The sequence below is a fragment of the Streptomyces sp. NBC_00029 genome, from assembly GCF_045160505.1.
Lineage (GTDB): Bacteria > Actinomycetota > Actinomycetes > Streptomycetales > Streptomycetaceae > Streptomyces.
The window spans coordinates 7,475,060-7,491,020 of the sequence record NZ_CP108292.1 but is presented as its reverse complement, the minus strand read 5'-3'; the positions used below and the strand labels follow the sequence as shown (position 1 = coordinate 7,491,020).

Below are 15,961 nucleotides of genomic sequence, written 5' to 3'. Positions count from 1 at the left end.
GGTATCAGCCCCTGCCCGGCGATCGCTCGGGGGACGTGGCTTTCGCCCGACCGGCCTCGAAGACGGGGGCGACCATGTCGAGGATGATGGAGACCGCCCTCTCGCTGTCTTCGCTGTCCGTCGGCGCGTTGAACTCCGCGAGTTCGACACCGATGAGCTGCTCTGCGGGAATCGCCTCGAATATGGCCCGGATCTGCGCCGGCAGCATGCCGTCCGGAACCGTGTAGTCGGCCGGTACGGATCCCGGTTCGAGCACGTCCCAGTCGATGTGGATCCATACGGGCGCTCCGCCGACCGCGTCGAGGACGGCTTCCGCCGTGGCCTCCTTCGGCGGGATGACGCGGACACCGGCCGCCCGGATGAGTTCCCTTTCGGCCTCCTCCATGTCGCGCGAGCCGACGAGGACGGCCTGTTCGGGACGGAGTCCGCTGCCGTGGCCGCTGTCCCACAGCCCGCACGCGCCGGAGAGGACCATGCCGCCGAGGTATCCCGATTCGGTGGTGTCCGGTGTGTGGAAGTCTCCGTGTCCGTCGATGTAGAGCACCACGGCTTCCGGGTGCTCACGCGCCACCACCGGCAGCGTGGCGAGGCTGGCCGGGCAGGTATTGGTGATCACGACGGGGAGGTTGTCGCCCTTGAGGCTCGCGGTGACGGCTTCGCCCAGCCCCGTCAGGGTTTCCCGGGCCTGGGGAAGACTGACGGTCCAGTCGTCGTCGGCGGGCGGGGCCGGCTTTCCGATGTACTGGCCCTTCAGCCCGTAGCGGTCTTCCAGGGCCCGCGCGGTGCGTGCCGCGCCCTCGATCATCCATGCCGCCCTGTCGGCCACGCGGCCCTGGGAAACGATCAGATCAAACATCTTTCACGTCCTTCTCTCATGCGGGTGTACGGCGTCTGCCGGTTCGGGTGCGGAGGTCCGGACCAGGAACGGAAATGCGGTCCGCGGCCGCGCGCTCAGGCTCCCCGGAAGGTGAAAGGGCACTTGTCGGCCCTCTCCCTGTTCTCTTCCACGAGGCCGTACTGGGTCCATTCGAGTGCACCGCTGCCGTAGGAACCCAGTTGCGCGGCATGCCGGACACCGTCGTAGCGGCCGATGCGCTCGCGGATGTTGGAGCGGACCCTGCGGCCGCTCGGCGTGTCGCCGGCGAATATGTCGAACCGTTCGCGCGGGTTGACGACAAGGATGAAGTGCCGGCCCAGGTTCCGGCTTTGACGTACTCGGTGCCCCGGGCTGCTCATGTTGACGAACAGGGGCATTCCGTTGAAGCACATGGACCATGATTCGGAGTCCGGGTCCTTGTCGACTCCGTCCGGCCACGGCTCCGGGTCCATCGCGTGCAGGTCCTGGAGGACCTTCCAGCCGAATGCATGATATTCCTGGACGGAGTTCGCGGTCACGGCATCCGGTGAAAATACGGCGACGAGCGGATAAGCCGTGTCCAGCGCGCCGTCCCAGTCCCTCGACAGCTCGACATATTCCTTGATCCCCTCCCCCAGGTGCTCGATGTCGCCCCTCTCGAAGTCCTCCACGAAGATGAACTTCAGCAGCTTCTTCCGAAAGGCGTTCCTGGAGAACACGCAGGGAAATCCTGGGTCCGTGAGGCGGGACGCGACGTCGTCGAAAGCGTCGCGATGCCAGCCGACCGCACTTGCGTCGACGTGCGCCTGAGTGACTAATGCAGTGGTCTCGCCCGATCCGTTCAACTGACAAATCCCTTCTTCATGCCGAAGTCGCAGGTCAGGGAACGCAGGTCCGAACCCGATCGCTTCCGCCGGGGCACGGGCCGCAGCGTCGTGTGCTCGCGATCGCGCGTCCCGTCGGCCCGGGCATGCCGGTCGCACGACCGGACCCGCCTCGCCCATGACCTGCAACTTCACAGAGAAAGCGCTATTGGTGATATCCCTCGAGGAAGCGTCCGATGCGGCCGATCGCCGTTTCGAGAACATCGACGTGAGGGAGTGTCAGGATCCGGAAGTGGTCCGGTCGCTTGAGATTGAATCCGGTTCCCTGGACGACCTGGATCTTCTCGGTCCTGAGGAGGTCGAGGACGAACCTCTCGTCGTCGTGGATCTTGTACATATCGAGATCGAGGCGCGGAAACGCATACAGCGCGCCCTTCGGTTTGACGCAGGAGACTCCGGGAATCTCGTTGAGTTTCGCCCACGCCATGTTGCGCTGTTCGTGGAGCCTGCCGCCCGGCAGCACGAGGTCCTCGATGCTCTGACGCCCACCGAGGCAGGCCTGAATGGCGTGCTGCCCGGGAACGTTGGGGCACAGCCTCATGGAGGCGAGGGTGAGGAGCCCTTCGAGATAGCCGCGCGCACGTTCCTTGGGGCCGGAGACGACGAGCCAGCCCGAGCGGAACCCTGCGATGCGGTAGGCCTTGGAGAGGCCGCTGAACGTGAGGCAGACGACGTCCTGTGCCAGCAGGGCCGCATGTGCGTGCTGCCCGCCGTCGTAAAGGATCTTGTCGTAGATCTCGTCGGCGAACACCATGAGGTGGTGGCGCCGGGCAAGATCCAGAATACCTTCGAGGATCTCCTTCGGATAGACCGCACCCGTGGGGTTGTTCGGGTTGATGATCACCACTGCTTTGGTGCGTGCGGTGATTTTCGCAGCCATGTCGTCGAGGTCGGGGAACCAGTCGGCGGACTCGTCGCAGGTGTAGTGCACGGCCCGTCCGCCGGCAAGGGTGGTGACCGCCGTCCAGAGAGGGAAGTCCGGTGCGGGAATGAGCACCTCGTCGCCATCGTCCAGAAGAGCCTGAACGGCCAGTGAGACGAGTTCGGAAACACCGTTCCCCAGAAAGACGTCGTCCACGTCGACGTCCGTGAACCCCTTGCTCTGGTAGTGCTGGGCCACGGCTCGCCGTGCGGGCAGGATGCCACGGGCATCGCTGTATCCGTGGGCGATCGGCAGCGTCCGGATCATGTCCTGCACGACTTCTTCCGGCGCTTCGAAGCCGAACAGTGCGGGATTTCCGGTGTTGAGCCGCAGCACGCTGTGCCCGGATTCCTCCAGGGCGTTGGCTTGCGCCACCACCGGGCCGCGGATCTCGTACAGGACATCGTCGAGTTTGCTCGACTGCCGAAACTCCAACGGGTTCGCCTCCGGCCGGGGGTCCGCCTCGGCGGGCGGATCGAGTGGGTGGTTCTGATGCGTTCCTTGGTGCGGCGAGTCCGATCCGGCCGAGCGCAGCAGGGCGCCGTGGGCAGTGAACTGCGAGCCAAGGGCCATTCTGGAAAACACGCGGCCTGGCCTTCTCTTTCAGATCTTGTCGGGTGGGCCGGGGCCGTCCGGTGCGGTGCCTCGCAGGGCCCGGCAAGGTCCGGGAGAGACCGCCTAGTCCTGGAGGCCGGCGGCGGCGCGCAGGGCGTCGACGCGGTCGGTGCGCTCCCAGGTGAAGTCGGGGAGTTCGCGGCCGAAGTGGCCGTAGGCGGCGGTCTGGGCGTAGATCGGGCGCAGCAGGTCGAGGTCGCGGATGATGGCGGCCGGGCGGAGGTCGAAGACCTCGGCGATGGCGTCCTCGATCTTCTGCGTCTCGACCTTGGCGGTGCCGAAGGTCTCGACGAAGAGGCCGACGGGCTCGGCCTTGCCGATGGCGTAGGCGACCTGGACCTCGCAGCGCGAGGCGAGGCCGGCGGCGACCACGTTCTTGGCGACCCAGCGCATGGTGTACGCGGCGGAGCGGTCGACCTTGGAGGGGTCCTTGCCCGAGAAGGCGCCGCCACCGTGACGGGCCATGCCGCCGTAGGTGTCGATGATGATCTTGCGGCCGGTGAGGCCGGCGTCGCCCATCGGGCCGCCGATCTCGAAGCGGCCGGTCGGGTTGACCAGCAGACGGTAGCCCTCGGTGTCGAGCTTGATGCCGTCCTCGACGAGCTGCGCGAGCACGTGCTCGACGACGAACTCACGGATGTCCGGGGCGAGCAGCGAGTCCAGGTCGATGTCCGAGGCGTGCTGCGAGGAGACCACGACCGTGTCGAGACGGACGGCCTCGTCGCCGTCGTACTCGATGGTGACCTGGGTCTTGCCGTCGGGGCGCAGGTACGGGATGGTCCCGTTCTTGCGGACCTCGGACAGACGGCGCGAGAGCTTGTGCGCGATGTGGATCGGCAGCGGCATGAGCTCGGGAGTCTCGTCGCAGGCGTAGCCGAACATCAGGCCCTGGTCGCCGGCACCCTGCTTGTCGAGCTCGTCTCCCTCCTCACCTGTGGCGGCACCCACGACCCGCTTCTCGTAGGCGGTGTCGACGCCCTGCGCGATGTCCGGGGACTGCGCACCGATGGACACCGACACGCCGCACGAGGCGCCGTCGAAGCCCTTCCTGGAGGAGTCGTAGCCGATTTCGAGGATCTTCTCCCGGACGAGCTGCGCGATCGGCGCGTAGGCCTTCGTCGTCACCTCTCCCGCGATGTGCACGAGACCCGTGGTGATGAGGGTCTCGACGGCGACGCGCGAGGTCGGGTCCTCGCTGAGGAGCGCGTCGAGGACCGTGTCGCTGATCTGGTCAGCGATCTTGTCGGGATGGCCCTCGGTGACGGACTCCGAGGTGAACAGACGACGGGACATGACACTCCTGATGCTGTGGATGGTGAGGCCGGGGAAGGCACGCGCAGGGCTTCCGCCAGGACCGGGGCGTCCTCGGTGCAGGCCCCGGGAAGCGCGGTGCCGTCCGGGCACGTGAGGGCGGGGATGCGGGCGGCCGGTCCGGGCGGGCCCGGTGCTCGGAGGGCGGGTGCGGCCCGGGCGGGCCGGCGCCGCCGTGGCTCTCGGGCCGCTGCTGCCGCCACCCGGCGCCCAGGGGCCGCGGCCCGGCTCGCCCGTGGGGCCCGCGCGGCCCGGGACGGCACCTCGCCGCCCGGTCGCATCACGCGGGTACGGCCGCCGGGGACGGCGAGTACGGACAGGGCTTCGGCTCCCGGAGCACCGGCCCTCTCGCCCTCGGGCCGGGACCGCCCGGACCGCCGCGACGAGCGCCGGAGAACGTGAGGTCCGCGGACCGGCCGCCCGGGCCGGCTCGTTCCTGCCGCGTCGCGCCTTCTCGACAGCGTGACGGGATTCGCCACACCCCCGAGCGGCCGGGCCCGGACCCGCCGTTGTCAGAAACGGGCCGACGAAGCGCCTGCGGGCTGGGCAAACCTCTGCATCACGTTGCCGAGCGGCTTCCTGGCGGTGAACACCTGGTAGTGCTCACGGAGCGTGTTGCCCTCCAGGGGCATTATCTCGACGAATCCGGCCTGCTCCAGGGCCTCCCGAAGGCGGCTCTCGCCGTACATGTGGGAGTGCCGCGTGAACTCGAAGACCTCGTCATCGATCTCCATGCGCACGTCCCACCGCCGGATTTCTGATTCAGGAATGTCCGCGATCGATTCGGTCACCGTCACCTGCCTGCCCCGTATCTCGCAGGGAACGTGGGAGATGCGTCCGGAGGAACGCTCCTCGCTCGGCGCGGCGGGGATGTCGACGTAGATGAATCCACCCGGCTTGAGGGCTCCGTACATGCTCTTGAGATGGCCGGCGATCGAGCTCGCGCCGGCCGCCGCGGTGTTGTCGTCCCACACGTTCGCGTACACCAGCGAATTGCCGCGGCAGATCAGCAGGTCGAACATGTCGGGGAAGGTGCCCGACAGATCGGCCCAGTCGAGGAGAACGGGGTTGGCTTCGAGCCCCAGTTCCGCCGCGTTCCGCTCGAACTGTTCCAGCATTCCCGCACTGCCGTCGGTGCATACGATGCCGTATCCCTGGCTGATCAGGTCCAGCGTGATGAACCCCGTACCTACGGAGCAGTCGATGATCGACTTTTCCGGGAAGCTGGAGAGCAGGTCTTCGAGGTGATCGGTCACCTGCTTCCGGTCCGAACATGCCTCAAGGTAAAAATCCATCAACTCGGCGAATCTCACGTGCGCCTCTCAGTTAGTTTTCCGATGCAGACACCAGTCCAGGATCGCCTCGCGGTCGATCTTGCTGTTGTGACGCCTGTCCGAAGGAAGCCGGCCCGGGTAGAAGACGAGTCGGGGCACGGGGAGATTGAATTGCTCGGCCACGGCCTGAACGTCCTGGGGTGAAACCCGCCCCCGGAACACGTCCGAGAGGACCAGCCGGACCCGGTCCGCGCCCGGAGCCGCCACCACCGCGGAGTCGTATATGCCCAGGTGGTGGTTGTAGACCTGTTCCTGCTGATCGGGATAGACGCGCCCGACCGCGGTGTCGACGACGTGCTTCTTGCGGCACATGAACCACACCATGGCCTCCGCGTCGAGGTACCCCACATCGCCCATGCGGTGCCAGAGGGACCCGTCACCGGTGTGCCGCAACTTGGCGTAGTCGGTCAGCTCGGGGCGCTTGAAGTACTCGGTGGTGACCCTGGGACCGCTGACGATCAGCTCACCGATCTGTCCCGGCCCCAGGAGATCGGCGTCGGTGATCTCGCGCAGCTCGGAGGCACGGGGGTCGATGACCGCGACGCGGGTGTCCTCCGCCGCCCGCCCCAGCGGGACGCCGTGGCCCAGCCGCGTGCCCGTCTCGCTCAGCGCAGCCATCGTCCCCGCCTCGATCAGCGTGATGGGCATGAGCGCTTCGGTGCTGGCGTAGGGCACGTAGATGCGGGTGCCCGGCATGACCTCGGCGAGCGTGGCCAGCATCCCGGGATTGACCGCCGCCCCCGCAGTGGCGGCCACCTTCACCGGCGGCGCCTCGACCGTCCCGCCCAGGCACGCGTCCGAAAGGCGCTGCCAGAAGACCGGCGACGCGAAGACGTAGTCGCATCCGTGGGCGGCCATCTGCCGGACGGCATCCGGAAGGGACAACAGGGCCGGCTGCGTCTCGTCCAGCGCGGGTATAACAGCGCGGCGGCCCATGGCGATCGCCTTGATCCCGAGGTGCGCGAAGAAGGCGAACTCCGACTTCACGCCGAACGGTTCGTACGAGTCGCGCTGAATCCGTACGTACGAGGCGAGGTGCGCGCAGGTCCACGGCACGCCCTTGGGGAGGCCCGTGGTGCCGCTCGTGTAGAGCAGGAGCGCGGCGTCATCACCGGATACCTCAACGGGCTGGACGGCCTCGGCCGCAGAGGGCGGCTGCTGACGGACGTCGAAGTGTTCCGGATACCGCGTTTCCTGACCGGGAACCGGACTCGCACTCACCCAGAGTTTCGGCTCCAGTTCCTCGATGCACTTGGTGAGGATCTCCTTGCTCGTTCCCGCATCGACAAATGCAGGAACGGCCCCGATGACGAAACATGCGTAGATGATGTGCGCGAAGACCTCGCCCGCCGGCATGGTGACGGCCACGTGGTCCCCCCGGACCACACCGTGCTGCGCAAGCAGCCGGGCCACCTGCTGAGAATCATTCCAGAACTGCTGCGCCGATACCGTACGACCGGAAGCGCAATCCGTGAGAACCCCCCGGTCCTCCGGATCGTCGCATCGGCTCAGAAGAGCCTGGACCAACGGATTCAGCATCCTACCCATCCAATGTTCAACTAAATTCCCCCGAACGCCGCTCTCCACACAGAAAGGTGGTGACGCAGCTCATCGCACAACTCTTCACCCCCCATGCATGAGCACAGAGGGGCGGTATAGGCGGAACACTCGATTCCGGAGATGGCGGACCGAGTGGGAAACCGGGAAGCGGTCAGGGTTGATGACGGCGACATCCCTTGATGTGATCCCTGGGCTTTTCGGCCCGCGGTGATCAACAATTCCGACGTTAACACAGCATTATTCAAGACGGCAGGACTCAACTTGGAATGCCGAGGCGTGAGACGCCTCCCATCCAGGTCTCGATTCAATGGCGCGCCGGACCGCACCCCTTCGAACACCAAGCCCGCAGGCACGGGCTCCTTGGATTCAGAAGACACCTTCCTGCGCCGCGAGAATGAGGCCCCTTTTTCGGTCACATGGCTGGCCGAAAACGGGGTGCATCCGCAAGCCACTCGGGCCGCGTCCGCCACGCCGGCCCGGATCCCCACCGCACTGCGCGACGCGCCCGCGCAGCTGCGGCGGGACACCGCCGGGAACCCCCCGCCGTCCGGGACCGCTCCGCCCGCACTTCCCAGGTCAGCGACGGCGCCGGATCGCCGTTCGCCCGGCGGGCGTCGCTCCCCGCTGCCGACCGCCCGCAGAGGTTGGAAACTGAAGTATGAGCAATGTCCTTGGACATTTCCGGCGTCGGCTGCTCGGCTCGACCACGAGCTCTTCCCCTCCCCCCCGACGCCCCCGCTCAGGACACCCCCAGGAGCAGCAGGAGGGCGCCCGGCCCCCGGGCACCCCCAAGCCCGCCGAGCCGGGCGGGCCCGCCGGGTCCTCCAGGCGCTCCGGGGGAAAGGCACGGCCGCCGCAGCGTCTGACCTCGCTCCTGAGCGCGCGGAGCGTGGCCGGCGAGGTGTTCCTCCTCCAGCTGGCCGTCGTGGTCCTTCTCGTCGCCGCCGCCGTCGTGGCGCTGGTGGTGCAGGCCCGGAGCTCCGCCATGCTGGACGCCCGGCACCGTACCCTCGCCGCCGCCGGAACGTTCGCGGAGTCTCCGGGGATCGTCGCCGCCGTGCGCAGTGCCCACCCCAGCGCGGTGCTCCAGCCGAGCGCCCAGGCGGCCGCGAAGATCGCCGGGGTCGACGGCATCAACGTGTACACGCTCGACGGGGTCACCCTCGCCCACAGCGACCTGCGGCAGATCGGCAAACGCGTCGTCGGCCCCTTCTCCAAGGCGGCGGCCGGCACGTCCTTCACCGAGACGTTCGCCGGGTCCCTGGGTCAGTCCGTGGTCTCGGTGGTCCCCGTCAAGGACGACGCCGGCAAGGTCATCGCCGTGGTCTCCTCCCCCGTCACGGTCCAGAACGTCCAGAGCATGGTGAACGGACAGCTGCCGGTCGTGCTCGGCACCGCGGCCGCGGTGCTCGCCCTGTCCGCGGGCGGGACGGCTCTGGTGAGCCGCCGGCTGCTGCGCCGGACCCATGGACTGGGACCGGCCGAGATGACGAGCATGTACGAGCACCACGACGCGGTGCTGCACGCCGTACGGGAGGGCGTACTGATCGTCGGCGGCGGCGGACGGCTGCTGCTGGCCAATGACGAGGCCCGGCGGCTGCTGGACCTGCCGGCGGACGCGGAAGGGCTGCCCGTGGCCGACCTGGGCCTGGAGGAGGGGATCGCCGATCCGATCACGTCGGGCCGTTCCGCGAGCGACGAGCTGCACATGGCGGCCGACCGGCTGCTGGCGGTGAACATCCGGCCCACCGCCCCCTACGGGAAGGCCGGGACCGTCGTCACGCTGCGGGACACCACCGAGCTGCGGGCACTCGCCGGACGGGCCGAGGTGGCCCGCGAGCGGCTGAAGCTGCTGTACGACGCGGGGGTGCAGGTGGGCACGACGCTGCACGTGGAGCGCACCGCGGAGGAACTGGCGGAGGTGGCCGTCCCGCGGTTCGCGGACGTGGTCACCGTCGACCTGCTGGACCCGGTGCTGCGCGGCGAGGAGCCGCCCGAAGCGATCACCGAGATGCGCCGCACCGCCGTCGTCGGCCTGGACGGCGACCACCCGCTCTCCCCCGTCGGCCAGCTGATCCGGTTCGGTCCCAGCGGCCCCATGGCCGCCGGGCTGGCCGGCGGCCGGGCGGTCCTGGAGGCGGACCTGCGCGTCACCCACCGCTGGCGGGCCCAGCACCAGGCCAACGCCCTGCAGATCCTGGACCGCGGCATCCACTCCCTGATCGTGGTGCCCCTGCGGGCCCGGGGCGTGGTGCTGGGCATGGCCGGCTACTGGCGGGGGCAGGACTCCCCGCCGTTCGACGAGGAGGACGTGTCCTTCGTCGAGGAGCTGACCGCCCGGGCGGCCCTGTCCGTCGACAACGCCCGCCGCTACACCCGCGAGCACAACATGGCCGTGACCCTGCAGCGCAGCCTGCTGCCCCGGGGGGTACCGGAACAGTCCGCCGTCGAGGTCGCGCACCGCTACCTGGCCGCCCGGGCCGGGGTGGGCGGTGACTGGTTCGACGTCATCCCGCTGCCCGGCACCCGGGTGGCCCTGGTGGTCGGCGACGTCGTCGGCCACGGTCTCTACGCGGCCGCCACCATGGGCCGGCTGCGCACCGCCGTGTACAACTTCTCCACGCTCGACCTGCCGCCGGACGAGCTCCTGAGCCACCTGGACGAGCTGGTCACCCACATCGACGCCGACGAGCAGGAGTGGCAGGGGATCACCGGAGCCACCTGCCTGTGCGCCATCTACGATCCCGTCTCGGGGCAGGTGACCGCCGCCACCGCCGGCCACCCGGGCCCCGCCCTGATCGACCCCGACGGGACCGTGTCCTTCCCCGACGTGCCGGTCTCCCCGCCGCTGGGCCTGGGCGCGGGCCTGCCGATGGACACCATGACGCTCACCCTTCCCGAGGGCTCCCGGCTGGCGCTCTTCACCGACGGGCTGATCGAGAGCCGCAACCATGATCCGGACGCCGGAATGGCAGCGCTGCGCGCCGCCCTGTCCGGGCCCGCCCGCACCCCGGAGGAGACCTGCACCGCGGTGATCGACGCGATGCTGCCCACCAGGCCCAGCGACGACGTCGCGCTGCTGGTGGCCCGCACCCGCCTGCTGGACCCGGCCCGGATCGCCGAGTGGGACGTGGCCCCCGACCCCGCGGCGGTGTCCCCCGTGCGCAACGCCTGCGCCCGCCGGCTGGCGGAGTGGGGCCTGGAGGACATCTCGTTCACCACGGAACTCATCCTCAGCGAGCTGATGACCAACGCCATCCGCTACGGCACCGAGCCCATCCGGGTGAGGCTGCTGTACGACCGCTGCCTGGTCTGCGAGGTCTCCGACGGATCCAGCACCTCCCCGCACCTGCGCCGGGCCGCGGACACCGACGAGGGCGGCCGCGGCCTGTTCCTCGTCGCCCAGTTCGCCGAGCGCTGGGGCACCCGCTACACCGCCCGCGGCAAGATCATCTGGAGCGAGCAGGCACTGCACGCCGGGGACGAGCCGGCCTCCATGGATCTCGGGGAGGCGCTCCTGGCCGGGTGGGACGACGAGGGGCTCTGAGCGGGCGCCGCTACGGCAGCCGCAGGGAAGACGGCGGACACCACCGTGCGGGACTGCGCCGCCGAGGCTGCCGAACGTACCCTGGCCTCGAACGGTACGCGACCGCCCGTTATGGAGTCTTTGTGCCCGCACCCCGTCTCCGGACAGCCTTCGTCGCCGCCTTCCTGGCCCTCGCGGCGGCGCCCCTCGGCGCGTGCGGAGAGAAGCCCGTCGCCCCGCCCAGGGCGCCCGCGGAGGCCACCTCCGCCGCGGACGCCGGCGGTATGGCGGCGCTGACCGCGGCGGCCAAGAAGGAGGGCGCGCTCAACACGATCGCGCTCCCGCGGGACTGGGCGAACTACGGCGCACTGATCGACGGCTTCGAGAAGAAGTACGGGATCAAGGTCTCGGTGGAGAACCCGGACGGCACCAGCCAGGACGAGATCAACGCCCTGAAGGAGCACAGGCGCGACGGCCGCGCCCCCGACGTGATCGACGTGGGCGGCTCGTTCGCGCAGTCGGCGGCCCGGCAGGGCCTGCTCGCTCCGTACGAGGTCGCGGATTTCGACCGGATCCCCGAGGAGCAGAAGGACAGGCGCGCCCGCTGGTACAACAACTACGGCGGCTACGTCTCGATCGGCTGTGACGCCACGCGCGTGAAGACCTGCCCCTCGACCTTCGCCGATCTGCGCAAGCCCGAGTACAAGGGCCAGGTCTCGCTCAACGGCGACCCGACCAAGTCCGGCTCCGCCTTCGCCGGCGTGTACGCGGCGGCCCTGGCGAACGGGGGGTCCTTCGACAACATCCAGCCCGGTATCGACTTCTTCGCCGAGCTGAAGAAGAGCGGCAACTTCATCCCGGTCGAATCCTCGCCGGACACGATCGCGAAGGGCCAGACTCCGATCAGCATCGACTGGGACTTCCTCAACCTCGGGTACGCCGACCAGTTCCGGGAGAAGGGCCTGGACGTCGACTGGCGCACCGCCATCCCCTTCGACGGAAGCTTCGCCGAGTACTACGCGAACGGCGTGAACAAGGACGCCCCGCACCCCGCGGCGGCCCGCCTGTGGCAGGAGTACGTCTTCAGCCCGGAGGGCCAGAACCTGCGGCTCGGCGCCTACGCACGTCCTGTCCTCATGGAGGCCATGAAGGAGGACGGCACCCTCGACGAGGCCGCCGCGGAGAATCTGCCGACGGTCGAGGGCACGCCGACGTTTCCGACGGAGGCGGAGCGGGAGAAGGCGCGGGAGACCGTCAACCGCAACTGGTCCAAGGCCGTCTCGGGCTGACGGCTCCGGGCACTTCGGAGGGCCGCGGGCGCTCCCGGCGGCCGGGTGCCGACCGGAGGCGGTGACCGGGATCCGGCCAGGGCGGGTCGCCCAAGCCGGCGCCCGGGGTACGTTCTTCGTGTGATCTATCTGATCGGAGGGCCGCCCCGGGTGGGCAAGAGCACCCTCGCGTGGATGCTGCTGGAGAGGGCGGGCCTCCCCGGATGCCCGACCGACGCCCTGGTGTCGATGCTCCAGCGCGCCGCCCCCGAGCACGGCGTGCGGCACGGTACGCATGCGGACAAGGCAGAGCTGGCCCAGCCGTTCCTCGTCGAGTTCGTCCGGGCGGCCGCCGAGGCCCTCGACGCCACCGATCCCGAGGACGGCTATGTGGTCGAGGGCGACATCGTCACACCGGCGGCGGCAACGGAGGCCGGCGGTCTCGGAATACCGCTGGCCTCCGTCTTCCTCGGTAACACGCAGCTGACCCCCGAACAGCTGCGTGGCACCCCGGACTGGCTCGAAGGAGCCGATGACGCCACCTACCGCGAGATCGCGGCGTGGGTCAGGGACCGGAGCGCAGCCCTGCGCGAGGCGTGCACGGCCAGTGGGCACGTCTACGTCGAGCTGGGCGCCGGACATGCGCAGGGCATGGAGCGGGCCTACGCCAGCCTGCTGAAGCGGACCTGACCGTCCGGCGTCGCCCCGCGCCCGGTCGGGCCGGGCGCCCGTTCACCCCGGACCGGGTCACGGGACCGTGACGATGAGGACCTGGCCGTGGGCGGACAGGTGCTGCGCGTCCTTCATCCCCGCGACCCAGCTGGTGAGGGCGTACCGGCCCCGGTCGAGGGGCATCTCGACGACCGCGCTCCGCCCCGGGGAGAGCGGCGGCGTACCCAGCTGCGCGCGCAGGTCGAAGGGCGCGGGCGTTCCGGTGTCCAGGAAGAACGCCTGGATGTCCGCCTCGGTGACGGAGCCGTCCTCGAGCGGGTACACCGCGAGCTCGTCGGCCTGTCCCCGCATCGCGTTGACGTACCGCACGGGCCGCCCGCGGCGGATGCCGCCCTCCAGGACGAAGCGCGGGCCTTCCGCGGTGTCGACGGCCGTGACGGTGGCGGACGGGGGTGTGCACGCGGCTCCGGCGTCGCCGGTGGCCCGGACGAGGAGCGGGCGGACGTACTCCTCGCCGGGGAGCGGGTCGCGTCCGACGTGCGGCCCCTCGAAGTCCTTGTACTCCAGGACGAGGTGGCGGCCGGGGCGCAGCCGGACGGTGAAGGCCGGCTGCGAGCCGGGCACCGCCATGGCGCCGCCGAGCAGCTCGGCGGCGGCCATCAGGTCCTTGGACGCCCGGATGACGTCCCGCGGGGTCTCCTTCTCGAATACGTCGCGCAAGTGCCTGCGGAAGGTGGCCTCGCCGACGCCGGGACGGAGCCGGGCGATGCCGACGATGCCGGTCTTCGTGCTGGTCGTCCGTAACCGGAAGGTCACCGCTCCGGCGGCCGCGGTCGACGGTGCGCCGAACCCGTCCAGGCCGGTGACGATGTCGAGCGGCTCCGGCCGCCGGGACGGCGGTCCGGCGCCGATGAGCGCGGCGGCTCCGGCCGCCGCGCCGGCGGTCATGAGACCGCGCCTGGTCCACTTGTTCATGATCTGCTCCTCTGCTTTCCGCGGCCGCGGACGACCGTGTGCCTCATGGGGGTTTCAGAAGGTTCAGGCGAACGGGCCGGCCACCAGGTGGTACTGGAGCAGCAGGCTCGCCGTGGCGGTCGCGCCCGCCGCCGTGAGGGTGAACAGGATGCGGCCGGTGACGTTCCACCAGCCGCGGAGCCAGGCCGCGACCGCACCCGCCAGCACCACCAGGGCGCAGGGCACGAGCGCCGTGGCCAGCGTCGTCGCGGTGGACAGCAGCGGCGAGCCCAGGGGCACGCTTTCCATCATCGCGTTGCCGTCCGAGACGACCGCCGCGAGCACGACCGTGAACGCGGCGGCGATCAACCCGGTCAGAGCGGCCGCCGCCCGCGCGGCCCGTGCCGCGGGCGGGTGCGGGGCACTCCCCCGCATCCGCCGTACCAGGGCGGTCGCGGGAAGGACGAGCGCGGCGAGTACCAGCACCCCGATGCCGCTCGCGAGCAGCCCCAGGTGCAGGGCCGGAGACCGGTGCCACGGCAGCTTCTCGTATGCCGTGGACGGCACCGCGGACGATACGAGCAGCCCGTCCCCGGGGAAGGCGAGCGTCGCACCGGTTCCGCCGCGCTCCTGGAACAGGCCGTCACCGAGGGCCAGCCAGACCTGTTCGGGCCGGCCGGGGTCGAGGGAGAGGCCGGTGGTGCGCAGTCCGTTCTCGCCGTCCTTCTCGACCGTGACTCCCGCGACCAGGCCTTCGATCGCCATGAGACTGCTGCGGCTGACCCGGGCGGCGCGGTAGCTGCCGGTGAAGGAGTCGAGGGCGGGGGCGCCTACGGTGCTCGGGGGGCTCGGGGCGGCCGACGCGGCTGCCCCCGCCGGGAGGAGGGCGTCGACGATCCGGTCGATGAGGTCCCTGCCGTCCCACGGGGCGCGGCCGTCGGTGCCGTCGCCGTTGAAGACGACGAACACGCCCACGTCGTGGCCGGGGACGAGCAGCAACCCGGCGTGGAATCCGGGGAGGTCGCCGTCCTTGAACCAGCCGGTCCGCCCGCCGCGCCGCCACTCCTCGAAGCCGTAGCCGAGTCCGGGCATACGGGGATCCTGCCGGTGGTGCACCTGCTGCATGAGGCGGTTCGCCGGGGTGTCGTCGGTGAGCTGTGCGCTCATCCAGCGGCCCATGTCGGCGGCGGTGCTGACGGCGCCGGGCCCGGCGGGGCTCCAGGCACCGTACTGGCCCTTGTCCTGGGTCCAGCCGGACGCGCCGCCGGGGCGGTAGCCGCGGGCGAGGCCGGCTGCGATCGGGGCGGGCTGCGGCTGGGCGAAGGTGGAACGGGTCATGCCCAGGGGCTGGAGGATGTGCTCGTCGACGTACTCGGGAAAGGAACGGCCGGAGACGTCGGCGACGAGCTGGCCCGCGAGCGCGTAGCCGTAGTTGTCGTAGGCGGCGATCGTGCCCGGTGCGCGGACCCGGGGTGGCCGGCGCGTCACGAGGCTTTCGGCGAGCGGTTCGACGTCGTTCGCGGTGGCCCGGTTGCGGCCGATGAGGTCGCTGTCGAAGCCCGCGGTGTGCGTGAGGAGCCGGTCCAGGGTGACGGGGCGGCCGGGGTAGGTGTCCGGGACGGTGACCGCGCGGAGGTAGTCGTTGACGTCGGCCTTCGGGTCGACTTCACCCCCGGCGACGAGCCGGGAGGCGGCCTGCGCCGTGAACAGTTTGGCGAGCGAGCCGAGGAAGAAGGTGGTGCGCTCCGGGTCGACCGGGGTGCGGGTGCGGACGTCGGCGACTCCGTAGCCCTTGGCCAGGACGGTGCGGCCGCCGGCCACGACCGTGACGGCCGCGCCGGGGATGCGGTCGTCCTCCAGGTACCCGGCGACGGCGGTGTCGACGAGGGAGCCGAGGGAGTGGGAGGAGCTGAGGGCGTCGGGACGGGGGGCTGTGGCCGCGGGTGCGGGCGCCGCGACGGCGAGCAGCGCGGCGGAGGTGATCGTGATCGTGGCGGCCAGGGTGGTGAGGGTCCGTATCGACGTCGTACGCATGGGACGACGATCCCGTCCCGGGCCG

Annotated in this window: 11 protein-coding genes; 3 read left to right on the top strand and 8 right to left on the bottom strand. The window is 70.2% G+C overall.

Annotation, left to right across the window (positions count from 1 at the left end):
* Positions 1-4 precede the first annotated feature (4 nt).
* From OG753_RS34555 to OG753_RS34530, 6 genes are all read right to left on the bottom strand, one after another.
* A complete protein-coding gene (locus tag OG753_RS34555; RefSeq protein ID WP_327265586.1) occupies positions 5-856 on the bottom strand; it encodes an arginase family protein in 852 nt (283 codons plus the stop codon).
* Positions 857-951: 95 nt separating this feature from the next.
* The gene (locus OG753_RS34550) at positions 952-1,701 is read right to left on the bottom strand and encodes a YqcI/YcgG family protein (RefSeq protein WP_327265585.1); all 750 of its coding nucleotides are present in this window, start codon (positions 1,699-1,701) and stop codon (positions 952-954) included.
* Between the two features lie 184 nt (positions 1,702-1,885).
* Positions 1,886-3,097 (bottom strand): pyridoxal phosphate-dependent aminotransferase, encoded by a 1,212-nt coding sequence (locus OG753_RS34545; RefSeq protein WP_327267001.1) that lies wholly within the window; start codon positions 3,095-3,097, stop codon positions 1,886-1,888.
* A 243-nt stretch (positions 3,098-3,340) separates the two neighbouring features.
* Positions 3,341-4,570, bottom strand: coding sequence for a methionine adenosyltransferase (metK, locus tag OG753_RS34540; protein WP_405791340.1), 1,230 nt, complete (start codon positions 4,568-4,570; stop codon positions 3,341-3,343).
* Between the two features lie 530 nt (positions 4,571-5,100).
* Positions 5,101-5,901 (bottom strand): class I SAM-dependent methyltransferase, encoded by an 801-nt coding sequence (locus tag OG753_RS34535; RefSeq protein WP_327265583.1) that lies wholly within the window; start codon positions 5,899-5,901, stop codon positions 5,101-5,103.
* Between the two features lie 9 nt (positions 5,902-5,910).
* Entirely contained in the window at positions 5,911-7,461 is a 1,551-nt protein-coding gene (locus tag OG753_RS34530) for an AMP-binding protein (RefSeq protein ID WP_327267000.1), read from the bottom strand.
* Positions 7,462-8,371: 910 nt separating this feature from the next.
* Between OG753_RS34530 and OG753_RS34525 the strand changes: the two genes are divergently transcribed.
* From OG753_RS34525 to OG753_RS34515, 3 genes are all read left to right on the top strand, one after another.
* A complete protein-coding gene (locus tag OG753_RS34525) occupies positions 8,372-11,029 on the top strand; it encodes a SpoIIE family protein phosphatase (protein WP_405791339.1) in 2,658 nt (885 codons plus the stop codon).
* 122 nt (positions 11,030-11,151) lie between these two features.
* Entirely contained in the window at positions 11,152-12,297 is a 1,146-nt protein-coding gene (locus tag OG753_RS34520) for an ABC transporter substrate-binding protein (protein WP_405791338.1), read from the top strand.
* A gap of 120 nt (positions 12,298-12,417) precedes the next feature.
* Positions 12,418-12,966 carry a hypothetical protein gene (locus OG753_RS34515; protein ID WP_327265581.1) on the top strand — a complete coding sequence of 183 codons (549 nt, stop codon included), beginning with the start codon at positions 12,418-12,420 and terminating at the stop codon, positions 12,964-12,966.
* A gap of 57 nt (positions 12,967-13,023) precedes the next feature.
* On the opposite strand, the gene OG753_RS34510 is transcribed toward OG753_RS34515, so the two are convergent.
* Positions 13,024-13,923 (bottom strand): twin-arginine translocation signal domain-containing protein, encoded by a 900-nt coding sequence (locus OG753_RS34510; RefSeq protein ID WP_405791337.1) that lies wholly within the window; start codon positions 13,921-13,923, stop codon positions 13,024-13,026.
* Positions 13,924-13,986: 63 nt separating this feature from the next.
* Positions 13,987-15,936 (bottom strand): serine hydrolase domain-containing protein, encoded by a 1,950-nt coding sequence (locus tag OG753_RS34505; protein ID WP_405791336.1) that lies wholly within the window; start codon positions 15,934-15,936, stop codon positions 13,987-13,989.
* Between the last annotated feature and the right edge of the window lie 25 nt (positions 15,937-15,961).